Source organism: Pseudochelatococcus lubricantis (assembly GCF_042432495.1).
Classification (GTDB): Bacteria; Pseudomonadota; Alphaproteobacteria; order Rhizobiales; family Beijerinckiaceae; genus Pseudochelatococcus; species Pseudochelatococcus lubricantis.
The window spans coordinates 584,533-606,476 of sequence record NZ_JBHLXC010000006.1; the positions used below are offsets into that span (position 1 = coordinate 584,533).

Below are 21,944 nucleotides of genomic sequence, written 5' to 3' on the forward strand. Positions count from 1 at the left end.
ATGCATCGTCACGCGATAACGCGCCGCGCGGCGCTTGCCCTGGCGGGCATGGCTTTCGGGAATGCCGCGCTGGCGCGGGGAACGGCGCAACGCATCGCGGCGATCGATTGGGCGATGCTGGAAACGGCGCTGGCGCTCGGCATGATACCCGTGGCGGCAACAGAACTCATCCAGTTCCGCAGGCAGGTGATCGTGCCGGCCGTGCCCGACAGCGTCACCGATCTCGGACTGCGCGGCACGCCCAACTTCGAGCTGCTGCGCATCGTCCAGCCCGACCTCATCCTGATCTCGAACTTCTATGAACACATGAGACCGCTCTACGAACGCATTGCGCCGGTGTTCTCGGCAACTGTGTTCCGACACGGCGAGCCGCCCTATCCCCGGGCCGAGCAGGTCACGGCGGCGCTGGGCGAGCGCCTCGGCCTGGCGGACGAGGCAAGAAACGTCATCGACGGCACCCGCCGCGAACTCGCCGCGATCCGCGAGCGTCTTTCGGGCGCGGAGCGACGCCCGGTCTTCGTCGTCAGCCTGGGCGATGCGCGCCATTTCCGCGCCTTCGGCGACGACAGCCTGTTCGGCAATGTGCTCGGCATGCTCGGCTTCGCCAATGCATGGGAAGGCGCGTCAAGCTATTCCGCCGCCGCTCCTGTCGGGATCGAGGCGCTGGCGCGCGTGCCCGAAGCACGGCTGGTCGTCGTGGAGCCGACGCCTCCCGAAGTCCGCCGCGTCCTGGCGACGAGCGCCCTGTGGCGGGCGCTGCCCATGGTGCGGGAAAAGCGCGTGACGTTTATGGCACCCGTCAATCATTTCGGCGCGCTGCCGTCCGCCCGCCGCTTCGCGCAACTCCTCGCCGCCCCCCTGAACGGCGACGGGAGCGTTTCTGATGGCGGACGCTCTCATGGGTGAACGTCTGGCTGAAAGTCTGGCCGAGAATCTCGCACGTGAGCGCCGATCCGCCCGCCCATGGCTGTTCTGGGGTGCGATGGCCCTGCTCGCGGCCGCGCTGTTCGCGGCGCGGATAGTGCTGCACCTGTCCGATCCCGCCTTCGCCGCGCCGCCCATGCAGGACATCGGCCGGGTCATCCTCACGCACGGTCTCTTTCCCCGCGCCGCCGTGGCGCTCGTATCGGGGGCGGCGCTCGGCCTTGCCGGCCTGCTGCTGCAACGGGTGCTGCGCAACCCGCTGGCCGAACCGTCGACGCTCGGCATCGCCGCAGGCGCCCAGCTCGCCATGGCGGCCGCCACCATCGCAGCCCCGGGACTGATGGCGATCTCACGCGAGGGGGTCGCGCTGGCGGGCGGCCTCGGCGCGGCGGCGCTCATCCTGACGCTGACTTGGCGGCGGGGGCTGGAGCCCGTTTCCGTGGTGCTCGCCGGCATGATGACGGCGCTGACGGCAACAGCCGCCAGCACGGCGCTCATCCTCGCCAATGGCGACTACATGTTCTCGCTGTTCATCTGGGGCGGCGGCTCGCTCACCCAGCAGGATTGGGGTGCCACCACGGCCATCGCCACCCGGCTGGTCATCGTGACGGCGGCTGCCGCGCTGCTGCTGCGGCCACTCGCCATTCTCGGGCTGGACGACGCGGCGAGCCGCAGTCTCGGGCTGGCCGTCGACACCATGCGGCTCATGGTGATCGCGCTCGCGGTATGGCTCGCTTCGACCGTGACCGCCCAGGTGGGCGTGATCGGCTTCGTCGGCCTGGCCGCGCCCACGCTTGCACATCTCGGCGGCGCCCGCACGCTGCGGGCGCGCATGGTCGCCGCTCCGCTCATCGGTGCGATCCTGTTGTGGCTGACCGACGGCTGCATCCAGTTGACCGCGGGCAGCAATGGCGAGCGCATCCCCACCGGCGCGGCGACGGCGTTGCTTGGCGGCCCGCTGCTGCTGTGGCTTCTGCCGCGCATCCGCATAGCCGAGTGGCCGTCGCTGCACGCCGCCCTTGCCGCGGGAGCGCGCAGCGAGCGGCCGTGGCGACTGGTCGCCGTCATCGTCGTTGCCTGTCTGTGCATGGCGGCTGTCGGCCTTGCGGCGGGCCGCGGACCGGACGGCTGGACCATCGCCACCGGCGCGTTGTTCGCCGACCTGTTGACATGGCGGGCGCCGCATATGGGTATCGCCGCCGCGAGCGGCGCGATGCTGGCGGGCGCCGGCATGCTGCTGCAGCGGGTCACGGGCAATCCCCTCGCCAGTCCCGAGATCCTCGGCGTCGGCACCGGCGCGGGCGTGGGGCTCACTGCGGTACTCTATCTCGTCGACGATCCCGGCATCGGCATCCAGTTCGCGGCCTCCGCGTCGGGCGCCGTCATCGTCCTTGTGCTGATGCTCGCTATCGCCGCCCGCAGCGGTTTCGGCCCGGAGCGCCTGCTGCTCGGAGGCGTCGCCATGGGCGCGCTGTGTTCGGCCGTGCTGACGGCGGTGATCGCCACCGGCGGTGTGCAGGCACTCGCGCTGCTGCGCTGGATCAGCGGCTCCGTGAACATGGCCGCTCCGGAACAGGCGCTGCTGGCGGGGCTCGCCGCGCTGGCGCTGCTCGCGCCGCTTCCGTTCATGAGCCGCTGGCTCGACATCCTGCCACTCGGCGCCGTGACCGCACGGGCATTGGGCGTTCCGGTGCGGCGAAGCCATGCGGCGCTGATCGCGCTCGCCGGCCTGCTGACGGCGACCGCCGCGCTGTTCGTCGGTCCGCTGAGTTTCATCGGCCTGATCGCCCCCCATCTGGCGAGGCTCATCGGCCTCGCGCGCCCCCTCCCCTGCATGGCGGGCAGTGTCCTGATCGGCGCCGGGCTGATGATGCTGTCCGACTGGCTGTCACGCATGGTGGCCTTTCCCTACCAGCTACCGCTCGGCCTGTTCGCCGCCCTGCTCGGCGGCCCATATCTGATCTGGCTGCTCGGCCGTGGCCGCGCCGGCGCGGGACGCTGAAACGGAGAGCGCCCGCGACCGACGCGCCCAACGCTTGCACGGCGCGATGGGCCCTCAAGGCCCGATCCGGCGATCCGGAAACCGGAGGCAACGCACGGCCGGCGCGGTGTCCCGGTAACCTACTGATCTGAAACTCTTACTGCCGGCGCCGACCGGTGCAGTCAGATGGTGCTCCATTCGTCCATCAGGCTGCGGACGAGTTCGCGGATGAACGGGAACATGGGTGGCATGGAGCGCCCCGCCAGACGCACGATGGCGAACTGCGAGGGATCGGGCGCCGGATGGATCGGCAGCTCCACCAGTTCGCCGCCGAGGATGGCCGAATGGGCCGGCGCGAGCACGCCATAATAGATGGTATCGCTGGTCTTCGCAGTCTGCAGCAGTCCATCGATGGCGTCGGAATGGAAGGCGACACTCTCGTCGGGATGCGCATGCGGGCCATAAAGCGTCGTCAGGATGCGGATCTGCTCTTCCGCCAGAAGCGTCGTCGCCAGCGGCCACGGCTGCAGATCGTCGAACGACGCGGCGGGGCGATGTCGCAGGGGGTGGGACGGCCTGACGAGAAAGCCGGTTCGCAGGATCGGCATGGGCTCGATCTGCAGATCCACTGTCGGCATGACACCTCGCACCTCCACCACCAGCATATCGAGCTTACGCTCGCGCAGCGCCTGGACCTGCTGCGGTATCGCGCCGTGCAGGAGCAGAACGTGAAGCGGCCGGCCGGCTTCCGCGAAACGGCCGAGCAATGGTGCCGTCAGAAGCGCGCTCGGCGTGGACCCGAGCCCGATCAGCATACGGCCCGCCTCACCGGCAATCTGCTGCCGGGCCACCTTCACCAGTTCATCCGCCTCGAAGAGAACGCGCCGCGCATGTTCGAGAATCACGCTTCCGAAGGCCGTCACCTCGCAGCGCCGGCCGATTCTGTCCACGAGCTTCATGCCGAGTTCGGCTTCCAGTTGCGCGATGCTGCGCGACAACGCCGGCTGCGTCAGATGGGCGTGAGCGGCGGCACGTGTGAACGATCCCCGCTCGGCGAGCGCAACGAAATGTCGTAGCTGCTGGATATTCATGCCGACCCTTCAAATCCATGCCTGATATGCATCATATATAAAATTACTATTCATTAGACAAATAGGAAGGCCGATCTTAGCGTGAGCCATTCTGTGCGAGCGCTCTTCGATCAGAAGTGTTTTTCGTTCGGGAATGATCGGAACATGCTTCGGCGCGTCATCCGGAAAGCGGATGCCATTTCCTGTAAGCAATTGCATAGAAAAGAAAAAAGGCGGGAGGAAGAGAGATGATGACAGATCGTCCCGCTCTCAAAGGATGAGTTTCAGTCATGGAAGAGATAAGCGAACTGGTCCGGCGGAACGCCGGCGAGTTCATCGCGTTGCGTCACGATCTTCACCGTCATCCTGAGCTTGCCTTTCACGAGCATCGGACGAGCGGCATCGTGGCCGATCTTCTGGCCCGCTGGGGTTATGCGGTCGAGCGGAATATCGGCGGGACGGGCGTGGTCGGCCAGTTGCGGCGCGGCAACGGTCCGCGTTCCATCGGCCTGCGCGCCGACATGGACGCGCTGCCCATCGCGGAGGAAACCGGCCTTCCGTATGCCAGCGTCAACGCCGGCGTCATGCATGCCTGCGGGCACGACGGCCACACGACGATGCTGCTCGCAGCGGCGAAAGCGATTGCAGAACGGAGCCGTTTCGAGGGAACCGTCAACCTGATCTTTCAGCCGGCGGAGGAATATGGCCAGCCGGACAGCGGCGCCGCCCGCATGATCGCGGAAGGGGTGTTCGACAAGTATCCCTGCGATGCCATCTTCGGCATGCACAACATGCCGGGCCTTCCGCAGGGGCAGCTCAACTTTCGCGACGGCGCCATGATGGCTGCCTCCGACAACGTGATCATCACGATCGAGGGACGCGGCGGACATGGCGCGGCACCGCACAAGGCCGCGGATCCCGTGGTCGCGACGGCGGCGATCGTCATGGCCCTGCAAACCATCGTGGCGCGCAACGTCGATCCGCTTGAGATGGGCGTCATCACGGTCGGCGTGATGCAGGCGGGCACGGCCGACAACGTCATTCCTCAAACCGCAAGGCTTGAACTCACCGTGCGCTCGTTCAGCGCCGCCGTCAGGGACTTGCTGCAGGAGCGGATCACGGCGCTCGTCAAGGCCCAGGCGGCCAGTTTCGGCGTAGAGGCGCGGGTCGATTATCGCCGGGGCTACCCCGCGCTGGTGAATACGGCCGCCGAGACCGCGTTCGCCCGCCGGGTCGGTCGCGAGGTGGCGGGCGAGACGGCGGGCCATGCGGGCATTGTCGAGCAGACGACGCCGCTGACGGCGAGCGAGGATTTCGCCTTCATGCTGGAGCAGCGGCCCGGCTCCTACATCTTCATTGGCAACGCCGGCGCGGATGCGACGAAGGACTTCGCGCTTCACAGCGACCGGTTCGACTTCAACGACGCCAACATCGTCCCCGGCGCGGTCTACTGGACGGCGCTCGTCGAAAAATATCTGGAGGCCGCTTCGCCGGCCTGAGGTGCAAGGCATGGGGCCGTTTTCCATTAACCGGGATCGGAAAACGGCTCCCGTTCGTCAATCTTCGTCCGGACGGAGGCCCGGCTCCTTCTCCTGAAACGGCTATTACGGGGCAAGCTCATGAACAACAATAACGTAGCGACCGCTACGATGGCAGGGGGCGCCTTTACCGGTGCGGGCACGACGCCCGTCCCGGTGAAGGCGGTCGCCGCGGCGGTCGCGGGAAACGCGCTCGAATTTTATGATTTCATCGTCTATTCCTTCTTTGCCGTCTACATCGGCAAGACATTCTTCCCGCTGGGCAGCGAAACGGCGAGCCTGCTGGCTTCCGTCGCGGTTTTCGGCGTCGGTTTCTTCACCCGCCCGCTGGGCGGCGTGCTGATCGGTGCTTTCGCCGACAAGGCGGGCCGCCGCGCGGCGATGATCCTCACCGTCTCGCTGATCACTGTCGGCACCCTGGGCCTTGCCGCAACGCCGAGCTATGCCAGCATCGGCATCGCCGCGCCGATCATCGTGCTGGTCTGTCGTCTGTTGCAGGGCCTCGCGCTCGGCGGCGAGGTCGGCCCGGCATCCTCCATGCTGATCGAGGCGGCACCGAACGGCAAGCGCGGCATCTATGCGAGCTGGCAGTTCGCAAGCCAGGGCATCGCGGTGGTGGTCGGCGGCCTTATGGGCGTTCTGGTCTCGTGGTCGCTCTCCCCCGAGGACCTCGCGGCGTGGGGATGGCGTGTGCCGTTCCTCCTCAGCCTGGCACTCATTCCGATCGCCCTCTACATTCGCCGCTCGTTGCCCGAGACGCTGGAAAAGCCGAGCGACAAGAGCGGCACGGAGATCGTCACCTCCGTGGTCAGGCAACAGGCACGCTATCTCACGCTCGGCATTCTCGTCATGCTGGGGACGACGGTCTCCACCCAGGTCGGCAACTACATGACGACCTACGCCATCCAGACGCTGAAGCTCTCCCCGACGCTCGCCCAGGCTGCAACCGTACTCGGCGGCACGGCGACTTTCGTCTTCGCACTGATCTCCGGCTATCTGGCGGACAAGTACGGCCGCAAGCACGTCATGATCTGGCCGCGCGTCCTGCTGCTTCTCGCGATCGTGCCGCTGTTCACCTGGCTGTCGGATTCGAAGGATGCCTCGGTGCTGCTGCTCGTCACGGCGACGATCACGGCGCTGACGTCGATGACCGGCGCCGCGAGCCTCATCGCCATTCCGGAGATGATGCCGATCGCCTTGCGCGCGACGGCCGTTTCGCTGATCTACGCCGTTGGCGCCACCCTGTTCGGCGGCACGACGCAGTTCATCATCACCTGGCTGATCGGCGTTTTCGGCGCGGTGGCGCCGGCCTGGTACGTGGTCGGCACCAGCATCATCAGCCTCGTGGCGATGGCCATGCTGCCTGAAACGCGGCATTATGACGTCAGGCGCTGAATGCGCCCATTTTGCCGCGGCGGCCGGTTTGGAACGCCGCGGCAGCGACCATCGACCGGGACGGCCGCCATGCCTCACGCGGGACAGCATACGGACAGCGATCTGGCGGACGGCGGTCTGAACGCCCGTCTGGCCGGAATGCTGCCGGACATCGTCCAGCAGATGGCCAGCCGCGTCGAGCGCGGAGAGGTGGCGCGCTACATTCCGCCGCTCGCCCGGATCGATCCACGAAAATTCGGTATCGCGGTCGTGTTGCGCGACAATTCGGTGCTGGTGGCGGGCGATGCGGACGAAGAATTTTCCATCCAGAGCATTTCGAAGGTCTTTTCGCTGACGCTGGCGCTCGGCAAGAAGGGCGACGGATTGTGGAGCCGGGTCGGGCGCGAGCCCTCGGGAGACGCATTCAACTCCATCGTTCTGCTCGAACACGAAAAGGGCGTTCCCCGCAATCCGTTCATCAACGCGGGAGCGATCGTCATCGCCGATGTGCTGCTTGCAACGCATCAACCCAAGGAAGCCATCGGCGAAATCCTGCGCTTCGTGCAATCGCTCGCGGACGACGACCGCATCTCCGTCGACCGCCACGTCGCGCAGGCTGAAATGGCGACGGGCTTCGGGAACGCGGCACTCGCGAACCTGCTGAAGGCCAACGGAAACCTCGACAATTTGCCGACGCATGTGCTCGGCGTCTACCATCACCAATGCGCGCTGTCGATGTCGTGCCGGCAACTGGCGCGGGCCGGCTTTTTCCTGACTTCGGGCGGCCGGCATCCCGTGACCGGCCGCCAGGTCGTGGCGCCCGAGCGCACCCGGCGCATCAGCGCACTGATGATGACCTGCGGCCATTACGACGGATCCGGCGACTTCGCGTTCCGCGTCGGCGTGCCGGCCAAGAGCGGCGTGGGTGGCGGAATTCTGGCGATCGTGCCCGGCATTGCCTCCATCGCGGTCTGGTCGCCGGGCCTCAATCAGCAGGGCAATTCGCTGCTGGGAACCGAAGCGCTCGAGATTTTGTGCAGGCAGATGAACTGGTCCGTATTCTGAGGAGAACCTTGCTCAGTCTTTCCGGATATGCCTGCAGTCGCACCTTCCGGGATCATGCCCGCTATCGTCAGGCTGTCGTTGCGGGCAAGGGGCCGATGACCCCGTCCGACCAGATCGGCCGCCCGCCCCTGATGGTCGCGCGAAGACGCGGGATGCGCCCCCTTTCGGCGATGACGAGGTCTGCCCTCATTCCCTCAGCGATCCGGCCGCGATCCGAAAGGCCGAGGGCTGCGGCCGGGTTGGCGGTTGCCAGCGCCGCAGCCGCGGGCAGGCCGCCGGTGCCTGTCTCGCCGAGGGCGAGCACGGCCGGCAGGATCGCCGGGGGATGATAATCGCTGGCGAGAATGTCGAGCAGACCGGCGGCGAAGGCTTCGCGCGCCGACAGGTTGCCGGAGTAGGAAAGGCCGCGCAGGGCGTTCGGCGCGCCCATCGCGGTTGCCAGGCCGAGACGCCGCGCCTCGGTGGCGGCCTCCATCGTCACGGGAAATTCGCTGATCGTGACGCCCAGCCCGTGCAGCAGCGCCACCTTCGCGGCGCTGTCGTCGTCATGGGAGGCGAGGATGACGCCATGCTCGCGCGCAAGTCCGGCCAGCCCCTGCACCACTTCCATACTGTCACCCGCCTCGTCCCGCTGGGCGATGCGTTGGCGGACGTGTTCGGCCGCCTCCGCCGTGCCGATCTTCCGGGCTGCGGCGACATGGGCGATGTGCTTTTCGATGTCGCGATACTGACCCTGTCCGGGGGTGTGGTCCATCAGCGAGATCAGATCGACCGCGCCCTGCCGCAGGAGGGCCTCGACGACCCCGAGCGCGCGGGTGAAGGTGACCTCGAAGCGCGCGTGGACGCGATGGTCCACGAGCAGCTCGCCCTTCATCGCCATCAGCGTCTCGATCAGCCTGCGGGTATTGTCTTCCGAGCGGATATGGCCCTGAACATTGCCGGCGTTGAAGGAAAGCGCGGCATAGGCGGTGGTGATGCCGCTGCTCGCCAGCCTTTTGTCGAGTTCATAGATGCCGAGTTCCAGCGGCATGCGGACGTTCGGGCGCGGCTCGACCTCCTTCTCGATCATGTCGCCGTGCATGTCTATGAAGCCCGGCAACAACAGCCGTCCGCCGCCGGTGAAATCCGCGCCCGTAACCGGCATTTCGCGGATCTCGGCAATCCATCCGTCCTCGATTCTCACGGCCCCGCGCTCAATGACGCGGTCTGCAAGCACGATTTCGAGATCACTCAGCCACATCGTCTGCCCCATCTGCGATCCGTATGGTTTCCAGTCTGATTTCCCGGTCGACCAGGCTGGCGACGTCTTCCGGATGATGAAAGACGCCGATCATCGCCACGCCGGACGCCTTCAGTTCCGCCAGCCGCTCGACCAGCGCCCGCCGCGCGTCGCGGTCGAGCGAGGCGGTCGGCTCGTCGAGCAGCAGCAGACGCTGCGGCAGGATCAGGGCGCGGGCGAGATTGACCTTCTGCTGCTCGCCGCCTGAAAAGGTGGACGGATAGGCCGGCCAGAGCTGGGGCTTGACGCCGAAGGCGGTCAGCCATCGGCGCGCCTGCTCCAGCGCCTCGGCGTGGGGCGTGCCGGCGAGCCGCAGCGGCTCGGCGACGATCTCCTCGGCGGCCACGCGCGGGCGGGCATTGAGAAACTGCGTCACGAAGCCGATTTCGCGGCGGCGCAAGACGGCGATATCCACGTCGGCTGCCGCGGCGAGGTCGATCACGCCTTCGCGCGTGTGATAGTAAGCATGGCCTGCACGCGGCAGATAGGAACGGTAGAGCGTGCGCAGCAGCGTCGACTTGCCGGCGCCGTTTTCACCCGTGAGCAGGATGAACTCGCCCTCGTCGAGCCGGAAGCCGATGTTGTCGAAGGCAAACAGCGTGCGCTGCAGGTGGTGCATCTCGAACTGCTTGGAAAGCCCTTCGACGCGCAGCACCGGTGCGGGCGCGCGCGATGTGGAGGCGTGTATGTTCATGGCGTCCTCCTTCAGAGCTTCGCGTGCACGAGCTGTTGCGTATATTCATGCTGCGGATCCTGGAAGATCTGGTCCGCGAGCCCTTCCTCGACCACCTCCCCGCAGCGCATCACCATGACACGATCGGCCATTGTGCGTATGACGCCGAGGTCGTGGGACACGAGAACCATGGTGATGGCGCGGTCGCGCTGCAGCCGTTTCAGCGTGTCGAGGACGAGCGCCTGCACGCTGACGTCGAGGCCGGTGGTCGGCTCGTCGAGCAGCAGCACCGCCGGTTCGAGCGCGATCGCCTTGGCGAGTTGCACACGCTGCTGCATGCCACCGGAGAGCGTATTCGGCCGCGCGTCCATGCGCGCGACCGGAAACTCCGATGCCTCCAGCGCTTCGCGCGCGCGTTGGCGCAGTTCGGCGAAGTTGCGATTCCCGGCGATCAGCAGACGTTCGGCGACATTGCCGCTGCTGGTGTGGCCCATTCTCAACCCGAGATGCGGATTCTGGTAGACGATGCCGATGTGAATCGCGCGCAGCATCCGCCTCTGGAAGCGGTCGAGGGTGAAGAGGTTGCGGCCCTCGGGACCCGCGGGTTCCCGGCCGGCAAGCGCCAGATGATAGGTGCCGGCGTCCGGCGTGTCCTCCAGATTCATCATCCTGAGCAAGGTGGACTTGCCCGAACCGGATTCACCGACGATGCCGAGCACCTCACCCGGATAGACGGTGACATCGACGCCGGCGAGCGCCTGCACGTCGCCGTAGCGACGCGCGACGCCACGCATCGTCAGGATCGGCCTGGCGAGCATCAGCCGCGGCGGCTGACGTTCGACGCCCGTCGGGGCAGCGACACCGGGAGCAGTCATCGAGCCATCCTTCCGTTCCTGTACCAGGTCTCACCGATCGAGACCGCCTCTCCTGCCGCCTTGCGGATATGCTTGATGCCGAAATGGCTGTCGGAGAGTTCGTAAAGCGAGGAGCCGTCTTCCTGCGGCAGTTCGTTCATGAAGAAGCCCCTGACGCCGCTGCGCCAGCAGGTCTTGTCCTGATGGTCCTCGACGCGATAGGGCACGTCGTCGAACACCAGCGGCTCGACGCTGGTATAAGGCGGTACGGCGTAGATGCGCTTCTCGCGCCCCGCCGAGAGAATCGTCAGGTGATCCGCCCGGTTCAGCTTCGGCACGTCCCAGCGCGGGATCGGCGAAGGGGTCATGACATGGCGGCCGTTAACCATGCTCGGATAGCTCGCGCCCTGCATGATCCTGCCCGACCTGACGAGCTGCTCGTACAGGATCAGCCACAGCTGGCCATAATCGGCGTCCGCATGCATCTCGCGGGCCACGGACATGTCCGGCTGGACGGGGCGCAGCGGCTCGGGGTTCGGCACCTGCAGCACGAGGATCTGGTCCTCGCGCAACTTTTCCTCGGGGATGCGGTGGCGCGACTGGATGAGCGTCGCCTGCGTCGTGTCCCCGGTTTCGACCGTCCCTCCGACGCGGCTCACGAATTTGCGGATGCTGCTGGCATTGACGGAATCGTCGGCGCCCTGATCGATCACCTTGACGACCGCGTCCGGCTTCAGGAGCGTCAGCGTCACCTGCAGCCCGCCGGTTCCCCAACCGCGCGCGATCGGCACCTCGCGGCTGGCATAAGGCACCTGATAGCCCGGTACCGCGATGGCCTTGAGGATGCGGCGGCGGATTTCCCGTTTCGCCGATTCGTCGAGAAAGCCGTAGCTGAAGGCGGACCACGGCCTGGTCAGTTCACTGAGTTTCACGGCACGGCCTCGTTCGTTTCGTGGCGACTTTCCTCTTCGGCGGCGATGGCGGCAGCCTGCTGCCGGTCCGCCTTGACGCGGCGCAACGCATCGAGGTGGGACTGGAAGGTGACGTAATGGGGAAGCTTGAAATGCACGCAGAAGCCGGAGCTTTCGACCGCTTCGGTGTGATAGAGGATGAATTCCTCGTTCGAGGCCGGATGCGGATCGGGCTGGCCGGAAGCCAGGTCGAGCGTCGCGGCGGCGATCGTCTTCACCTCGTTCCAGCCGAAGGTGGCGGAAAATCCGAGCTGCAGGCTGCCGCCCGACTTGGAGACCACCTCCGTCTGGCTGACGCGCACACGCCCGGCGCTGAAGACGGTGCCGCACGGGTGGCGCATCCTGACCGGAGCCTCGGCGAGACGCAATTCGTTGACAGTGGGATGCACCGCTCCATAGCCGCGCATGGTCGCATAGCCGAGCGCCAGCGTGCCGCCGGTGTCCGCGCGCGCCAGGCTTTGCAGCTTGTGGGCGCGGCTCACGGGAAAAAGCAGGGGCTCGCGGGTGATGTCCGGGATTTCGTCGGGCTCGACGGATTCGGCCGGATGGTCCGGAATTAGGTCCTGCGCCTTCTGCCACTCGGCGAGCGAGGGTTGGGTGGCCGGGGCGGGTTCAGCCGCCGGCTCCACGGGCGCGGGCCGATATTCCTCCCCGTTCAGCACGCCGACCTGCAGGAGGCGATGGGAGTAGTCGAGCGTCGGCCCAAGAATCTGCCCACCTGGAATATCCTTGAAGGCGGCGGAGATGCGCCGCACTGTGAAGAGGTCTGCCTGCCGGACGGGCTCGGCCACCGCAAGGCGCGGCTGCGTGGTGCGATAGGCGCGCAGGAGCAGAAGGGCCTCGTAGAGATCGCCGCCGGACTGGGCGAGCGCGAGCGCCGCGAGATCGGGCTCGTACAGCGATGCCTCGCCCATGAGACGGTCGACGAGATAGGGAAGGCCGTCGCGCACCGCCTCGACCCGTTCGCGGCTGATCGCGCCGATATCCGCGCGGTAGAGTCTCTCGGCCTGTTCGATGGCGCGCTCGCCGCCGCGGGTTGCCACATAGGCCATTACAATACCTCGACTTTCGTGGAGCGGGGAATGCCGATCAGCCCGTCGCCGTCGACAAGATAGAGATCGAAGCCGAGCGGATAGCGGATAGCGCTCTCGCGCATCGGCCAGAAAGAGGGATCGACGCCACCCGCTTGCAGCGTGATCGCTTCCCTGATGCCCGGCCCGGAAAGGCGCAGGCGCGGCCCCCGGCCGGCCGGCTCCTGGCCAAAATGCGCCGGCGCGAACAGCGTCGCCGCCTCGTCCGGATAGGAGAGCGTGCCGGCGCGCAGCCCCGCCAGTGCCGTCACGTCCTCCGGCGAGTCGGCAGGCGCAAAGACATAGTCGGCGTCAGCGAGGGAAACAGCCCGCGCGCCGGTTTCGGCAAGCCTTTCGGCCAGCGCCGCATCATGCCTGACATGAAAGCTGCATTCACGGTCGATCAGGCTTTCGGCCAACGCCGCGAAACCGGCAAGCGGAAGACGCCGGATGAGGCCGGGCCGGGCAAGCGCCCACATCAGTTCCTCGAAAGCGGCGTTGGTGCGGCTTTCCGCGGCCGTCGGGAGAAGCTCAAGGCTCATGGTCAGAAGGTCTCCATCTCGACGCGCGTTGCCTCGACCTTGCGCAGCCTTTCGCGGTCGTCTTCCTGCTGACGGCGCCATTCGCCGTCGAGAAACACGGTTATGGCATCCGTCCGGTGTCCGGCCGCGATGGCGGCATCGAGGACGGCGATAGCCATGGCATGTTCGAGATCGCGGCCAGTAACGGCGCCATAGCCTTCAACGCCGCGTCCCGGCACACGGATATGGGCCTCCGCCACCAGCACCTCGCCGAGATGGAAAGCCGTGTTGCGGACCGTGTCGGTGAAAGGCAGCATCGCCAGCCCGGTGCGGTTGGCGAGCACGGAGACCTCGCCGAGATCGGCGAGCACCTCTTCCGCGCAGGACTTGATGGCATCGGGCCGGCTGGCGGCGAAAATGCCGAGCGCCTCGCCATGCCGGTAGCGCCCGATGACCGGATCGCCGGCCCCTGGTTCAATCATTGCCTGTCCTTTCATGCGATTTCGTGTCGACATGCGTGATCGCGAAGCGGATACGTCCGCCCGGCCGGTCCGCCCGTCCACGGCCTGCCACTGTCCCCTCCCGGGGCGGCCTGAAATTTCTATGCCTGTCGCTATCATTCGGATGAATCATTAAATCATTCGGATGTTTTTCGGTAGCAGTTTCGGGTGACAGTTATGTGTAATTCGTCAGGAGAGAAGTCGCCGGCGTGCTTCAGGGGAATTGCCGCCGGCGCAGCCAGTCGGCGATCGTCCGGCTGGCCGTCGACGCCGCCGAGGCCTCGTCGAGACCGTCGAGCAGCCCGAGGAGGAAGGCGGCGCTGAAGCGGTCGCCGGCGCCGATGGTGCTGACACCCGTCACCGCGGGCGCCGTCTCGACCTCGACTGTCCGGTGGCCGTCATGGAGGGCGATGCGGCGCGCCCCGTCGGTCAGCACCAGCATTTTCAGCCGCGGCCCGGCGATCGCGACGGCACGCTGCCACGCGGACGGCAGATCGGCGCCGGCGTCGGCGCGCGATGAGACGACATAGTCGACCGGCCGTGGCACGGCGGGCCCCAACGGCAATTGCGACACCGCAAGCGGAATGTCGCGGAGCGTCGCGACCAGCGCCTCGTCAAGCCGGAGCGCGTTGATATAGACGGCGTCCCCCATAAGCGGCCCGTTCGCCGAGAACAGCCTGGCGGAACGGTGGGCGGGGGCGAGAATCGTTCTTTCGCCGTCGGGTTCGAGCAGGATTTCCAGCGGCACGGTCTCACCCGGCGTCATCGTCACGTGGCGCGTATCGAAGCCCGCCTCCTTCAGCGCCGCAAGCGCCGCAAGGCCCTTTTCGTCCTGCGCCAGGGACGTGACCATGGTGACGGCCGCGCCGCGTTCGAGAAGCTGGCAACCGGTGTGGAAGCCACCGCCGCCGATCCGGATGCCGCGCGCCGAAAACCGCAGCCGCCGCCCCCGTGTCAGCGGTTCGTCGAGCTGCCAGATGCGGTCGTGATGGACCCCGCCTATGACGACGACCCGGTGCATCGCCCTGCCTATCGCTCGTCCGCGCCCGGTGCCAGCGCCTCGACGATGAAGCGCTGCGCGAGCAGAAAGATCAGCAGCACCGGCACCACCGAAAGCAGGCTGGTCGCCATCAGCGGCCCCCAGACCCGGTCGGCGCCCTCCAGATCGGCGAAAGCGGCTACGCCCGTGGTCAGCGTCTTCTTGAAGCGGTCTTCGAGAACGAGTTGGCCCCACAGATAGATGTTCCATGCGCCCATGAATGAAATCACCGACAGCGCCGCAATAGCCGGCAGGACGTTCGGGATGCCGATTTCCGTGAACTGCCGCCACAGCCCGGCGCCATCCATGCGCGCCGCCTCGAACATGGAGGACGGCAACGACCGGAATGCCTGCCGCATGTAGAAGACATAGAAGCCGATATAGGGAATCGACGGCACGATCATGGCGCCGTAGGTGTCGAATGCCTGCAGTTTCACCACGGCGATATAGGTGGGAATGATGGCGAGCACCGTAGGAAAGGACATGGTTGCTATCACGAACCAGAACAGCGTCTGCCGACCCGGAAAGGACATCCGGCCGAAGGCGAAGCCGGCGGGAACGGCCAGAACGAGTTTCCCGACCGTGATCAGCGTGGCGGTGAGGATCGAGTTCCAGAGCCATGTCCAGATCGGATGGCGGCTTGCGGCCTCCGCGAAGTTCGCAAGCGTCGGCTCCTCAGGCCACAGCCGGATGGCGCGCGCGGTGATGAGGTCGTTCGGCGTGAAGGCCGCCGTGATCATCCACATCAGCGGGAAGACGGTCGCCAGACTTGTGATCAGCAACACGCCGTGGAGCACCGCCCGGTGAAACGCACGGGAAAACAGGGCGGCGCTCATCCGTAATGGACCTTGTTTTCGCCGAGACGGAACTGCAGCCAGGTGGCGACCAGCACGACAACGATGATGATGACGGCGACCGCGCTCGCCTGTCCGAACTGGAAGAACTGCAACCCCTGCTGCCAGAGGAAATAAAGCAGGCTCGAACTCCGCCCCGCCGGACCGCCGTGGGTGAGCACATCGATGACGCCCACGATGTCGTCGAGGACATGGAACAGCGTCGTGACGCTGATAAAGAAGGCCGTGGGCGTCATCAGCGGCAGGCTGATCGTGAAGAAATGGCGGCCCGGACCGGCCCCGTCGAGCTGCGAAGCCTCGCGCAGCTCCGGCGGGATATTGGCGAGCGCCGCCAGCCACAGCAGCATGTTGAGGCCGAAGGTCTTCCAGAAGGTGACGAGACAGACGCACAGGAGCGCCAGATCCGGATCGGTGTGCCAGCGCGATTTCGGAAAGCCGAAATAGCCGAACAGTTCGTTGAACAGTCCGTTGACCGGATTCAGCATCCAGGACCACGCTACCCCGGCGACGGAATAGGCGACGATCGTCGGCAGGAACAGGCTGCCGCGATAGAAGCCCTGTAGCGGCGAACGGCGCACCGCATGGATCATCACCGCCAGAAGGAGCGGCAGCACGATCTGCGCCGGGATGAGGATGGCGCAATAGAGCAGCGTATTCCAGGCCGACAGCCTGAAATCGACGCTACTGAACATCACCGCATAATTCCTCGTGCCGACGAAGCTGACGTCCGAGGAAAGCAGGTTCCAGTCGAGCACGGACAGCACCGCGGACGCGATGAGCGGGCCATAGAGGAACACCGCGACGGACAATACGGCTGGCCCCACGAAGAAATAGGGGGCCAGCCTTCTCAGGCTGATACGCATGGCCGGACCGATCAGCCGGAGATCAACACGTCCAGTTCCTGATGGGCGCCCTTCAGCCCGTCGGGCACCGTCACTTCCTTCAGCAGCATGCGCGAGACCCATTTGCGCCATACCTCCTGCCCTTCAAGGCCGCGCTTGCCCGGCCAGATCGTCTCGGCCGTCAGGCCATCCGCAAGCTGGGCGGCGGCGGGCTTCATGAAGTCGTTGATCAGCGGCACGTCGTGGAGCGAGGTGTTGAGATAGCCGACCGCCGCCCAGATCGATTGGCCCTCCTTCGAGGCGCAAAATTCGAGGAAGGCGAGCGAGGCTTCGGCCTGCTCCTTGTTGCGGGCATAGACGGCCAGGAAGTTGCCCCCGCTGTTGAGCCTGCGCGGATGGCCAACAAGGCCGGGGAACTTGGCGGTGACCGCTTTCGCGTGGCCGAAAGGAAAGGTCGCCGCGCGCGTCGAACTCGTGGTGCAGATGGCCAGCGCGCCGGATTCGAAGGAGGCGTCCTGCTCCTTGCCGCTGACCGGGATCCACAGCCCCTCGTGCGCCGGCGCGCAGTATTCCGTCATGCCGATAACGGCCTCCGGGCTGTCGAGGGCGAGCTTGCCGTCCGGATCGATGATGTAGCCGCCGGCATTCTGGATGAAGGACTGGCTCGTCCACTCGTTGTTGGAGAGCGCCAGCGCCGAGCGGTAGGTGGGGTGCTTGCCCTTGAGCGCGGCATCGAGCTTGCGGGCGTTTTCATAAAGCCATTGCGTATCGGGATTTTCCGGTAGCGCCGGATCGAGGCCCGCTTCCCGCCACAAGCTGCTGTTGATGAAGGTGATCGGGGTGGACATCGCCCACGGCAGACCGATCACGGCGCCGTCGATGGTCACGAGCGGCAGCACGGACGGACGGAAGTTGGCGAGGATCGCCCCGGCGCGGGCAGGATCGATATCGCGCAGGTCACGCACGCCGAGGGTACGCCTGGCGAAATATCCGAATTTCCAGCCCGTGATCATCATCGCCGGCGGGCGGCCGGCGGCGGTGCTGGCGACGGCCTTGGCGATCGCCGACTCGTAATCGCCGTCGAAGCGATTGGTCACGGTCACGCCGAGCTTCTTGGCGTTGAAGGCATCGACGACCTTCTGAAACGGCTTGTCGGCGCCCCAGGGGCTGGAGACTTCGACCGCCGCATCGGCCGAGCGCGCCGGCGCGCTCTTCATCACACCCGCGCCCGCTGACACCGCCACGCCGGCCATGAATTGGCGGCGACTGATTTCGAACATTTTCCGCTCCTGAGCATCCGAATGATGCATATATCATTCGGATGCCTTCTAGCGCCGCATGATAACAGCCGTGTGAAGCCCGCCCGGCTCGGCAGCTCTTGTTTTTATCCTACTTGCCGGGCTTTTCGGAGGAATGACAGTGACGGAAATGTAGCGGCGATTGCAACTGAGTCATTCAAAAGGTATTGAATATCCGAATGAATTTGAAGCAAGCCGAATCAATCGGAGAAGGAATGACGAGCAAACCGTCTCACGGGCAGTGGCAGCAGGTCGAGGAAGATATTGCCCATGACATATTGACCGGCCGGCTGTCTCCGAAGACGCAGCTTCCCAGGGAGGCGGATCTGATGGAGCGGTTCGGCGTCGGACGCCATACCATCCGCCGGGCCATCTCCCGCCTTCAGAGTCGCGGCCTGGTGCAGGTCGAACAAGGCAGAGGCACCTTCGTGAGGGATGGACGCCTCGAATATCGTCTTTCCGAGCGCACACGCTTCTCGCAAAACCTGCTCGACCAAGGCAGGGAGCCCTTCGGGCAGGCGATCCGTGAAGAGGAGATACCTGCTTCCGCCAGCGTTGCCGAGGCGTTGCGGCTGCCGCGCGGCGAGCCGGTCTATCACATCGTCCGGCGCGGTCTTGCAGACGAGGAACCGATAAACTTCTCGAACGCCTATTATCCTGTCCGCCGTTTCCCCGGTTTCGACAAGGCGCGGCGCGACGGGCGAAGCGTCAGCCTCATCCTCGCCGAATACGGCATTCCGGACTATATCCGCCTGCGCACCGATATTCTGGTCAGGATGCCGACACCGGAAGAAGCACGCCATCTTGACCTATCCCTCGACAAACCGGTGATCGTCTCGAAAAAAGTCGATGTCGACATGAAAGGCACGCCGATTGCCTATTCGGAAAGCGTCTGGCCGGGCGAGCGGGTTCAGTTTTCGGTCGACAATACGAGCCAGCTTCTGGACGTGCTCGCGCGCAATAGCGATTTCTGACTGCCGCTCGAGGGTTGTGACGCAAACCTGGCAGGACCTGAACGGGCACCTGTCGGAGGTGGCGCTTCGACGGGCCGGACTATTTTATGCCCGACGTCAGGAAAGCCTGCATGAACTGGCGCTGGAAGATGATGAAGGCAACGAGCAACGGGGCGATGGTCATCAGCGTCGCCGCGCTGATCAGCGAGATGTCAACGCCGCTCTCGGGCGCGCCGAACAACGAGAGTCCCACTGTGAGCGGGCGCGTCTGCGGTGAGTTCGTGACGATCAGCGGCCACAGGAAGTTGTTCCAGTGCGTCGCGACCGACACCAGCGCATAGGCGAGGTAAACCGGGCGCGCGGCCGGAATATAGACGCGCCAGAGCACGCCCATCCACGAGCAGCCTTCGACACGCGCCGCCTCCTCCAGCTCCTTCGGCACGGATTTGAACGCCTGCCGCAGCAGGAATATGCCGAAGGCGCTCGCCATGTAGGGCAGCCCGATGCCAAGCGTCGTGTTGAACAGCCCCAGTCTGGAAACGATGGCGTAGTTCTCGACTATCAGCACTTCGGGCAAGATGAAGAGCTGCATCAGGACGACGATGAAGACGACATCGCGCCCCGGAAACGCGAAACGCGCGAAGGCGAAGCCCGCGAGCGTGCAGAGCACGAGCTGGCCGGCCAACACCATCGTGACGAGCCGGACCGTGTTGAACAGATAGCTGAGCCATGGCGCCTGCTGCCAGACGGCGTAAAAGTTCTCCAGCGTCCAGGGGGCGGAGAGATCGAGCCCCACCGCCGCATGCACGTCGTGGAACGCCGCCCATGCCGCGTAGGCCAGCGGGGAAATCCAGACGAGCGCGAGGACGAGCGCGCCGAAGGTATCGAAGGTAAGCCAGCGTTGCATTGCCGCTCTCATCGGTAATGAGCCCGCCGGTCGATCAGGGTGAACTGAACGACCGCGACGAGGCAAAGCACCATCAGGACCAGGACGGTCATCGCCGCAGCGCGCGGTGCATCGAAATAGGAAAAAGCAAGCTCCCACATCCAGTAGAGAATGAGCTTGGAGGCGTTGTCAGGCCCACCCTTGGTCAGGATGAAGAGCTGGTCGATCAGCCGCACTGAATTGATCAGCGCGTTGACGAGCACGAAAAGGGTCGTCGGCATCAGGAGCGGGAGCACGACGCGGCGCGTGTAGGTCCAGCGGCCGGCCCCCTCTATCTGCGCCGCTTCCCTGAGGTCGGGCGGGATCGTCTGCAGCGCCGCGAGGTAGAAGACCATGAAGAAGCCGGCTTCCTTCCAGACCGCCACGACGGTGACGGCCCACAGCGCCGTCTCGGGCTGGCCTAGCCAGTTGACGGAACCGAGGCCGAGGGCGGCAAGGGGGCCAAAGCCCGGGGTGTAGAAGAACAGCCACAGATTCGCCGCGGCTATCATCGGCAGCATGGCCGGCGTGAAATAGGCGACACGCACGAAAGCCCGGGCCGGGATGCGGGCATTGGCCCACAGCGCCATGCCGAGCGCCAGCGCGATCGAGGCCGGAACGGCGATGCCGGTGTAGAGGAGATTGTTGCCGACCACGCGCCAGAACACCGGATCGGCGATCAGATCGGCATAGTTGTCGAGGCCGACGAAAGCCGGCGGGCGCCGCCGGGTGCCGGCGGAGAACAGGCTCTGCCAGAGCGTCGCGACGGTCGGGGCGAAAACGAACGTCGTGAACAACACAAGAGCCGGCGAGAGCAGCATCCAGCCGTAGAGGGCGGCGCGCCGCCGCTCCTGCTTCACCATGTGCGTCATGACTTGCCTCGCGCGAAAAGGGCTGCGGAGACGGCCGGACACTGCTTTCGCCGGCTCCGCAACCCGGGTCGGGATCAGTTCTTCTGGTAGGGCTTCAGGAGCCGGTCGGCGATGGCCTGGGCTTCCTCCAGCGCGGCCTGCGGGGTCTTGCTGCCGACCACCGCCGCCTGCACGGCGTTGTTGAGCGCCTCGCGGACGCGGCCGGTCTCATAGGTCGAGAACTCGGAGATCGCGACCTTGAGCTGGTCGCGGGCCACGACCGCCTGCGGGAACTCCTTGCCGTACTGCTTCAGCGCATCCGTCTCGTAGGAGGCGGGGCTGACACCCACGTAGCCCGTGGCGATGGACCACTGCGCGGCGCGCTCGGGGGCGGTCATGTACTTGATCAGCTTCAGCGCGGCAGCGCGCTCTTCGGGCGTCGACTGCTTGAACAGGTAGAAGTTGCCGCCGCCGGTGGGCGAGCCGGGCTGCTTGTTGGCGGGCAGCATGGCGACACCGAAATCGAACTTGGCCTCTTTCTTGACGGCGGTGAGGTTACCGGTGGTGTGCCACATGATCGCGGTCTGGCCCTGGGTGAACGCCTGACGCAGCGTGCCCCACTCGATCGCGCCTTCCGGGCTGACCTTCTTGTCCGCCGAGAGCGAACGCCAGAAGGCGAGCGCCTCGACGACAGCCGGATCGGTGAAGTAGGTCCTGGTGCCGTCGGCGCTCATCAGCTCCTTGCCGTTCTCGATGGCAAAGCACTGGAACATCCAGTAGGCATAGCCGGTGGTGGGCACCATCAGGCCCCAGCGGCCGTCCTTGGTCAGCTTCCGGGCGGCCGAGACCAGTTCGTCCCACGTGCGCGGCGGCTGCTCGGGATCGAGCCCGGCCTCGCGGAACATGTCCTTGTTGTAGTACATCACGATGGTCGAGCGCTGGAAGGGCACGCCCCAGGTCTTGCCGTCGATCTTTCCGTTCGCCATCAGCGCCGGATAGAAGCTGTCGAGCCACTTGCGGTCGTCCTCGGAGGTCGCGACGTCCTCGAAGGGCACGATCAGGTCCTGCTCAATCAGGTCATAGGCATCGATCGAGAACAGCACCGAGAGCTGCGCCGGCTGGCCGCTCTTGAGGGCCGAGAGCGCGCGGATGCGCGTGTCGTCATAATTGCCCGCATAGACAGCCTCGACGTCGACATCCGGGTTCTCGGCCTCGAAACCCTTGATCATGTTGTCGATGACCTGAGTGAGCGGTCCGCCCACAGAGATCGGATAATACATGGTGAGCTTGGCCGGTGCGGCGGCGACGGGCGTCGCCACGGCGGCCAGCCCGAGGAGCAGGCCGGAAAAAAGCGCTTTCATG

General features: G+C 65.8%; 21 protein-coding genes. 6 read left to right on the top strand and 15 right to left on the bottom strand.

Annotated elements, in window-relative coordinates; genetic code table 11:
• Positions 1-906 (top strand): ABC transporter substrate-binding protein, encoded by a 906-nt coding sequence (locus ACFFJ7_RS13460; RefSeq protein WP_377592974.1) that lies wholly within the window; start codon positions 1-3, stop codon positions 904-906.
• Positions 884-2,926 carry a Fe(3+)-hydroxamate ABC transporter permease FhuB gene (fhuB, locus tag ACFFJ7_RS13465; RefSeq protein ID WP_377592976.1) on the top strand — a complete coding sequence of 681 codons (2,043 nt, stop codon included), beginning with the start codon at positions 884-886 and terminating at the stop codon, positions 2,924-2,926. Before ACFFJ7_RS13460 ends, fhuB begins: the two co-directional genes overlap by 23 nt.
• Positions 2,927-3,087: 161 nt before the next feature.
• Here the strand turns inward: fhuB and ACFFJ7_RS13470 are convergent, their stop codons facing one another.
• Entirely contained in the window at positions 3,088-3,996 is a 909-nt protein-coding gene (locus tag ACFFJ7_RS13470; RefSeq protein ID WP_377592977.1) for a LysR family transcriptional regulator, read from the bottom strand.
• 269 nt (positions 3,997-4,265) lie between these two features.
• Here ACFFJ7_RS13470 and ACFFJ7_RS13475 point away from each other — a divergent pair, with 269 nt between their 5' ends.
• The 3 genes from ACFFJ7_RS13475 (at position 4,266) to ACFFJ7_RS13485 (ending at position 7,952) form a co-directional block, all read left to right on the top strand.
• Entirely contained in the window at positions 4,266-5,474 is a 1,209-nt protein-coding gene (locus tag ACFFJ7_RS13475) for a M20 aminoacylase family protein (protein WP_377592978.1), read from the top strand.
• A 120-nt stretch (positions 5,475-5,594) separates the two neighbouring features.
• Positions 5,595-6,908 (top strand): MFS transporter, encoded by a 1,314-nt coding sequence (locus tag ACFFJ7_RS13480; protein WP_377592979.1) that lies wholly within the window; start codon positions 5,595-5,597, stop codon positions 6,906-6,908.
• 138 nt (positions 6,909-7,046) lie between these two features.
• The gene (locus ACFFJ7_RS13485) at positions 7,047-7,952 is read left to right on the top strand and encodes a glutaminase (RefSeq protein WP_377593034.1); all 906 of its coding nucleotides are present in this window, start codon (positions 7,047-7,049) and stop codon (positions 7,950-7,952) included.
• A 67-nt stretch (positions 7,953-8,019) separates the two neighbouring features.
• Here ACFFJ7_RS13485 and ACFFJ7_RS13490 read toward each other — a convergent pair whose 3' ends face one another.
• The 11 genes from ACFFJ7_RS13490 to ACFFJ7_RS13540 form a co-directional block, all read right to left on the bottom strand.
• Positions 8,020-9,192, bottom strand: a complete 1,173-nt coding sequence (locus ACFFJ7_RS13490) for an alpha-D-ribose 1-methylphosphonate 5-triphosphate diphosphatase (RefSeq protein WP_377593035.1) — start codon at positions 9,190-9,192, stop codon at positions 8,020-8,022.
• Positions 9,179-9,925 carry a phosphonate C-P lyase system protein PhnL gene (locus ACFFJ7_RS13495; protein WP_377592980.1) on the bottom strand — a complete coding sequence of 249 codons (747 nt, stop codon included), beginning with the start codon at positions 9,923-9,925 and terminating at the stop codon, positions 9,179-9,181. The genes ACFFJ7_RS13490 and ACFFJ7_RS13495 overlap by 14 nt, the downstream gene beginning before the upstream one ends.
• 11 nt (positions 9,926-9,936) lie before the next feature.
• A complete protein-coding gene (locus tag ACFFJ7_RS13500; RefSeq protein ID WP_377592981.1) occupies positions 9,937-10,779 on the bottom strand; it encodes an ATP-binding cassette domain-containing protein in 843 nt (280 codons plus the stop codon).
• Positions 10,776-11,690 (bottom strand): alpha-D-ribose 1-methylphosphonate 5-phosphate C-P-lyase PhnJ, encoded by a 915-nt coding sequence (locus ACFFJ7_RS13505; protein WP_377592982.1) that lies wholly within the window; start codon positions 11,688-11,690, stop codon positions 10,776-10,778. The genes ACFFJ7_RS13500 and ACFFJ7_RS13505 overlap by 4 nt, the downstream gene beginning before the upstream one ends.
• On the bottom strand, positions 11,687-12,781 hold the full coding sequence (locus ACFFJ7_RS13510; protein ID WP_377592983.1) for a carbon-phosphorus lyase complex subunit PhnI: 1,095 nt from the start codon (positions 12,779-12,781) through the stop codon (positions 11,687-11,689). Before ACFFJ7_RS13510 ends, ACFFJ7_RS13505 begins: the two co-directional genes overlap by 4 nt.
• Positions 12,781-13,341 (bottom strand): phosphonate C-P lyase system protein PhnH, encoded by a 561-nt coding sequence (phnH, locus tag ACFFJ7_RS13515; protein ID WP_377592984.1) that lies wholly within the window; start codon positions 13,339-13,341, stop codon positions 12,781-12,783. Before phnH ends, ACFFJ7_RS13510 begins: the two co-directional genes overlap by 1 nt.
• A gap of 2 nt (positions 13,342-13,343) precedes the next feature.
• On the bottom strand, positions 13,344-13,802 hold the full coding sequence (locus ACFFJ7_RS13520) for a phosphonate C-P lyase system protein PhnG (protein ID WP_377592986.1): 459 nt from the start codon (positions 13,800-13,802) through the stop codon (positions 13,344-13,346).
• Positions 13,803-14,034: 232 nt separating this feature from the next.
• Positions 14,035-14,841 carry a PfkB family carbohydrate kinase gene (locus ACFFJ7_RS13525; RefSeq protein WP_377592987.1) on the bottom strand — a complete coding sequence of 269 codons (807 nt, stop codon included), beginning with the start codon at positions 14,839-14,841 and terminating at the stop codon, positions 14,035-14,037.
• A gap of 8 nt (positions 14,842-14,849) precedes the next feature.
• Positions 14,850-15,695, bottom strand: coding sequence for a carbohydrate ABC transporter permease (locus ACFFJ7_RS13530; protein ID WP_377592988.1), 846 nt, complete (start codon positions 15,693-15,695; stop codon positions 14,850-14,852).
• On the bottom strand, positions 15,692-16,576 hold the full coding sequence (locus ACFFJ7_RS13535) for a carbohydrate ABC transporter permease (RefSeq protein WP_377592990.1): 885 nt from the start codon (positions 16,574-16,576) through the stop codon (positions 15,692-15,694). The genes ACFFJ7_RS13530 and ACFFJ7_RS13535 overlap by 4 nt, the downstream gene beginning before the upstream one ends.
• 11 nt (positions 16,577-16,587) lie before the next feature.
• Complete coding sequence (locus tag ACFFJ7_RS13540) at positions 16,588-17,835, bottom strand: extracellular solute-binding protein (RefSeq protein ID WP_377592992.1); 1,248 nt, start codon at positions 17,833-17,835, stop codon at positions 16,588-16,590.
• 233 nt (positions 17,836-18,068) lie between these two features.
• Between ACFFJ7_RS13540 and phnF the strand changes: the two genes are divergently transcribed.
• A complete protein-coding gene (gene phnF, locus ACFFJ7_RS13545; RefSeq protein ID WP_166950326.1) occupies positions 18,069-18,827 on the top strand; it encodes a phosphonate metabolism transcriptional regulator PhnF in 759 nt (252 codons plus the stop codon).
• A gap of 79 nt (positions 18,828-18,906) precedes the next feature.
• On the opposite strand, the gene ACFFJ7_RS13550 is transcribed toward phnF, so the two are convergent.
• From ACFFJ7_RS13550 to ACFFJ7_RS13560, 3 genes are all read right to left on the bottom strand, one after another.
• On the bottom strand, positions 18,907-19,713 hold the full coding sequence (locus ACFFJ7_RS13550; RefSeq protein ID WP_166950323.1) for a carbohydrate ABC transporter permease: 807 nt from the start codon (positions 19,711-19,713) through the stop codon (positions 18,907-18,909).
• Between the two features lie 8 nt (positions 19,714-19,721).
• Positions 19,722-20,603 carry a carbohydrate ABC transporter permease gene (locus ACFFJ7_RS13555; protein WP_166950321.1) on the bottom strand — a complete coding sequence of 294 codons (882 nt, stop codon included), beginning with the start codon at positions 20,601-20,603 and terminating at the stop codon, positions 19,722-19,724.
• 74 nt (positions 20,604-20,677) lie between these two features.
• The gene (locus ACFFJ7_RS13560) at positions 20,678-21,943 is read right to left on the bottom strand and encodes an ABC transporter substrate-binding protein (RefSeq protein WP_166950319.1); all 1,266 of its coding nucleotides are present in this window, start codon (positions 21,941-21,943) and stop codon (positions 20,678-20,680) included.
• Position 21,944 lies beyond the last annotated feature (1 nt).

What these genes read in the sequence shown, in the direction of transcription:
- ACFFJ7_RS13460 (WP_377592974.1), top strand. Translation starts at nt 1, where the DNA reads ATGCATCGTCACGCGATAACGCGCCGCGCGGCGCTTGCCCTGGCGGGC.
- fhuB (WP_377592976.1), top strand. Translation starts at nt 884, where the DNA reads ATGGCGGACGCTCTCATGGGTGAACGTCTGGCTGAAAGTCTGGCCGAG.
- ACFFJ7_RS13470 (WP_377592977.1), bottom strand. Translation starts at nt 3,996, where the DNA reads ATGAATATCCAGCAGCTACGACATTTCGTTGCGCTCGCCGAGCGGGGA.
- ACFFJ7_RS13475 (WP_377592978.1), top strand. Translation starts at nt 4,266, where the DNA reads ATGGAAGAGATAAGCGAACTGGTCCGGCGGAACGCCGGCGAGTTCATC.
- ACFFJ7_RS13480 (WP_377592979.1), top strand. Translation starts at nt 5,595, where the DNA reads ATGAACAACAATAACGTAGCGACCGCTACGATGGCAGGGGGCGCCTTT.
- ACFFJ7_RS13485 (WP_377593034.1), top strand. Translation starts at nt 7,047, where the DNA reads ATGCTGCCGGACATCGTCCAGCAGATGGCCAGCCGCGTCGAGCGCGGA.
- ACFFJ7_RS13490 (WP_377593035.1), bottom strand. Translation starts at nt 9,192, where the DNA reads ATGTGGCTGAGTGATCTCGAAATCGTGCTTGCAGACCGCGTCATTGAG.
- ACFFJ7_RS13495 (WP_377592980.1), bottom strand. Translation starts at nt 9,925, where the DNA reads ATGAACATACACGCCTCCACATCGCGCGCGCCCGCACCGGTGCTGCGC.
- ACFFJ7_RS13500 (WP_377592981.1), bottom strand. Translation starts at nt 10,779, where the DNA reads ATGACTGCTCCCGGTGTCGCTGCCCCGACGGGCGTCGAACGTCAGCCG.
- ACFFJ7_RS13510 (WP_377592983.1), bottom strand. Translation starts at nt 12,781, where the DNA reads ATGGCCTATGTGGCAACCCGCGGCGGCGAGCGCGCCATCGAACAGGCC.
- phnH (WP_377592984.1), bottom strand. Translation starts at nt 13,341, where the DNA reads ATGAGCCTTGAGCTTCTCCCGACGGCCGCGGAAAGCCGCACCAACGCC.
- ACFFJ7_RS13520 (WP_377592986.1), bottom strand. Translation starts at nt 13,802, where the DNA reads ATGATTGAACCAGGGGCCGGCGATCCGGTCATCGGGCGCTACCGGCAT.
- ACFFJ7_RS13525 (WP_377592987.1), bottom strand. Translation starts at nt 14,841, where the DNA reads ATGCACCGGGTCGTCGTCATAGGCGGGGTCCATCACGACCGCATCTGG.
- ACFFJ7_RS13530 (WP_377592988.1), bottom strand. Translation starts at nt 15,695, where the DNA reads ATGAGCGCCGCCCTGTTTTCCCGTGCGTTTCACCGGGCGGTGCTCCAC.
- ACFFJ7_RS13535 (WP_377592990.1), bottom strand. Translation starts at nt 16,576, where the DNA reads ATGCGTATCAGCCTGAGAAGGCTGGCCCCCTATTTCTTCGTGGGGCCA.
- ACFFJ7_RS13540 (WP_377592992.1), bottom strand. Translation starts at nt 17,835, where the DNA reads ATGTTCGAAATCAGTCGCCGCCAATTCATGGCCGGCGTGGCGGTGTCA.
- phnF (WP_166950326.1), top strand. Translation starts at nt 18,069, where the DNA reads ATGACGAGCAAACCGTCTCACGGGCAGTGGCAGCAGGTCGAGGAAGAT.
- ACFFJ7_RS13550 (WP_166950323.1), bottom strand. Translation starts at nt 19,713, where the DNA reads ATGCAACGCTGGCTTACCTTCGATACCTTCGGCGCGCTCGTCCTCGCG.
- ACFFJ7_RS13555 (WP_166950321.1), bottom strand. Translation starts at nt 20,603, where the DNA reads ATGACGCACATGGTGAAGCAGGAGCGGCGGCGCGCCGCCCTCTACGGC.
- ACFFJ7_RS13560 (WP_166950319.1), bottom strand. Translation starts at nt 21,943, where the DNA reads ATGAAAGCGCTTTTTTCCGGCCTGCTCCTCGGGCTGGCCGCCGTGGCG.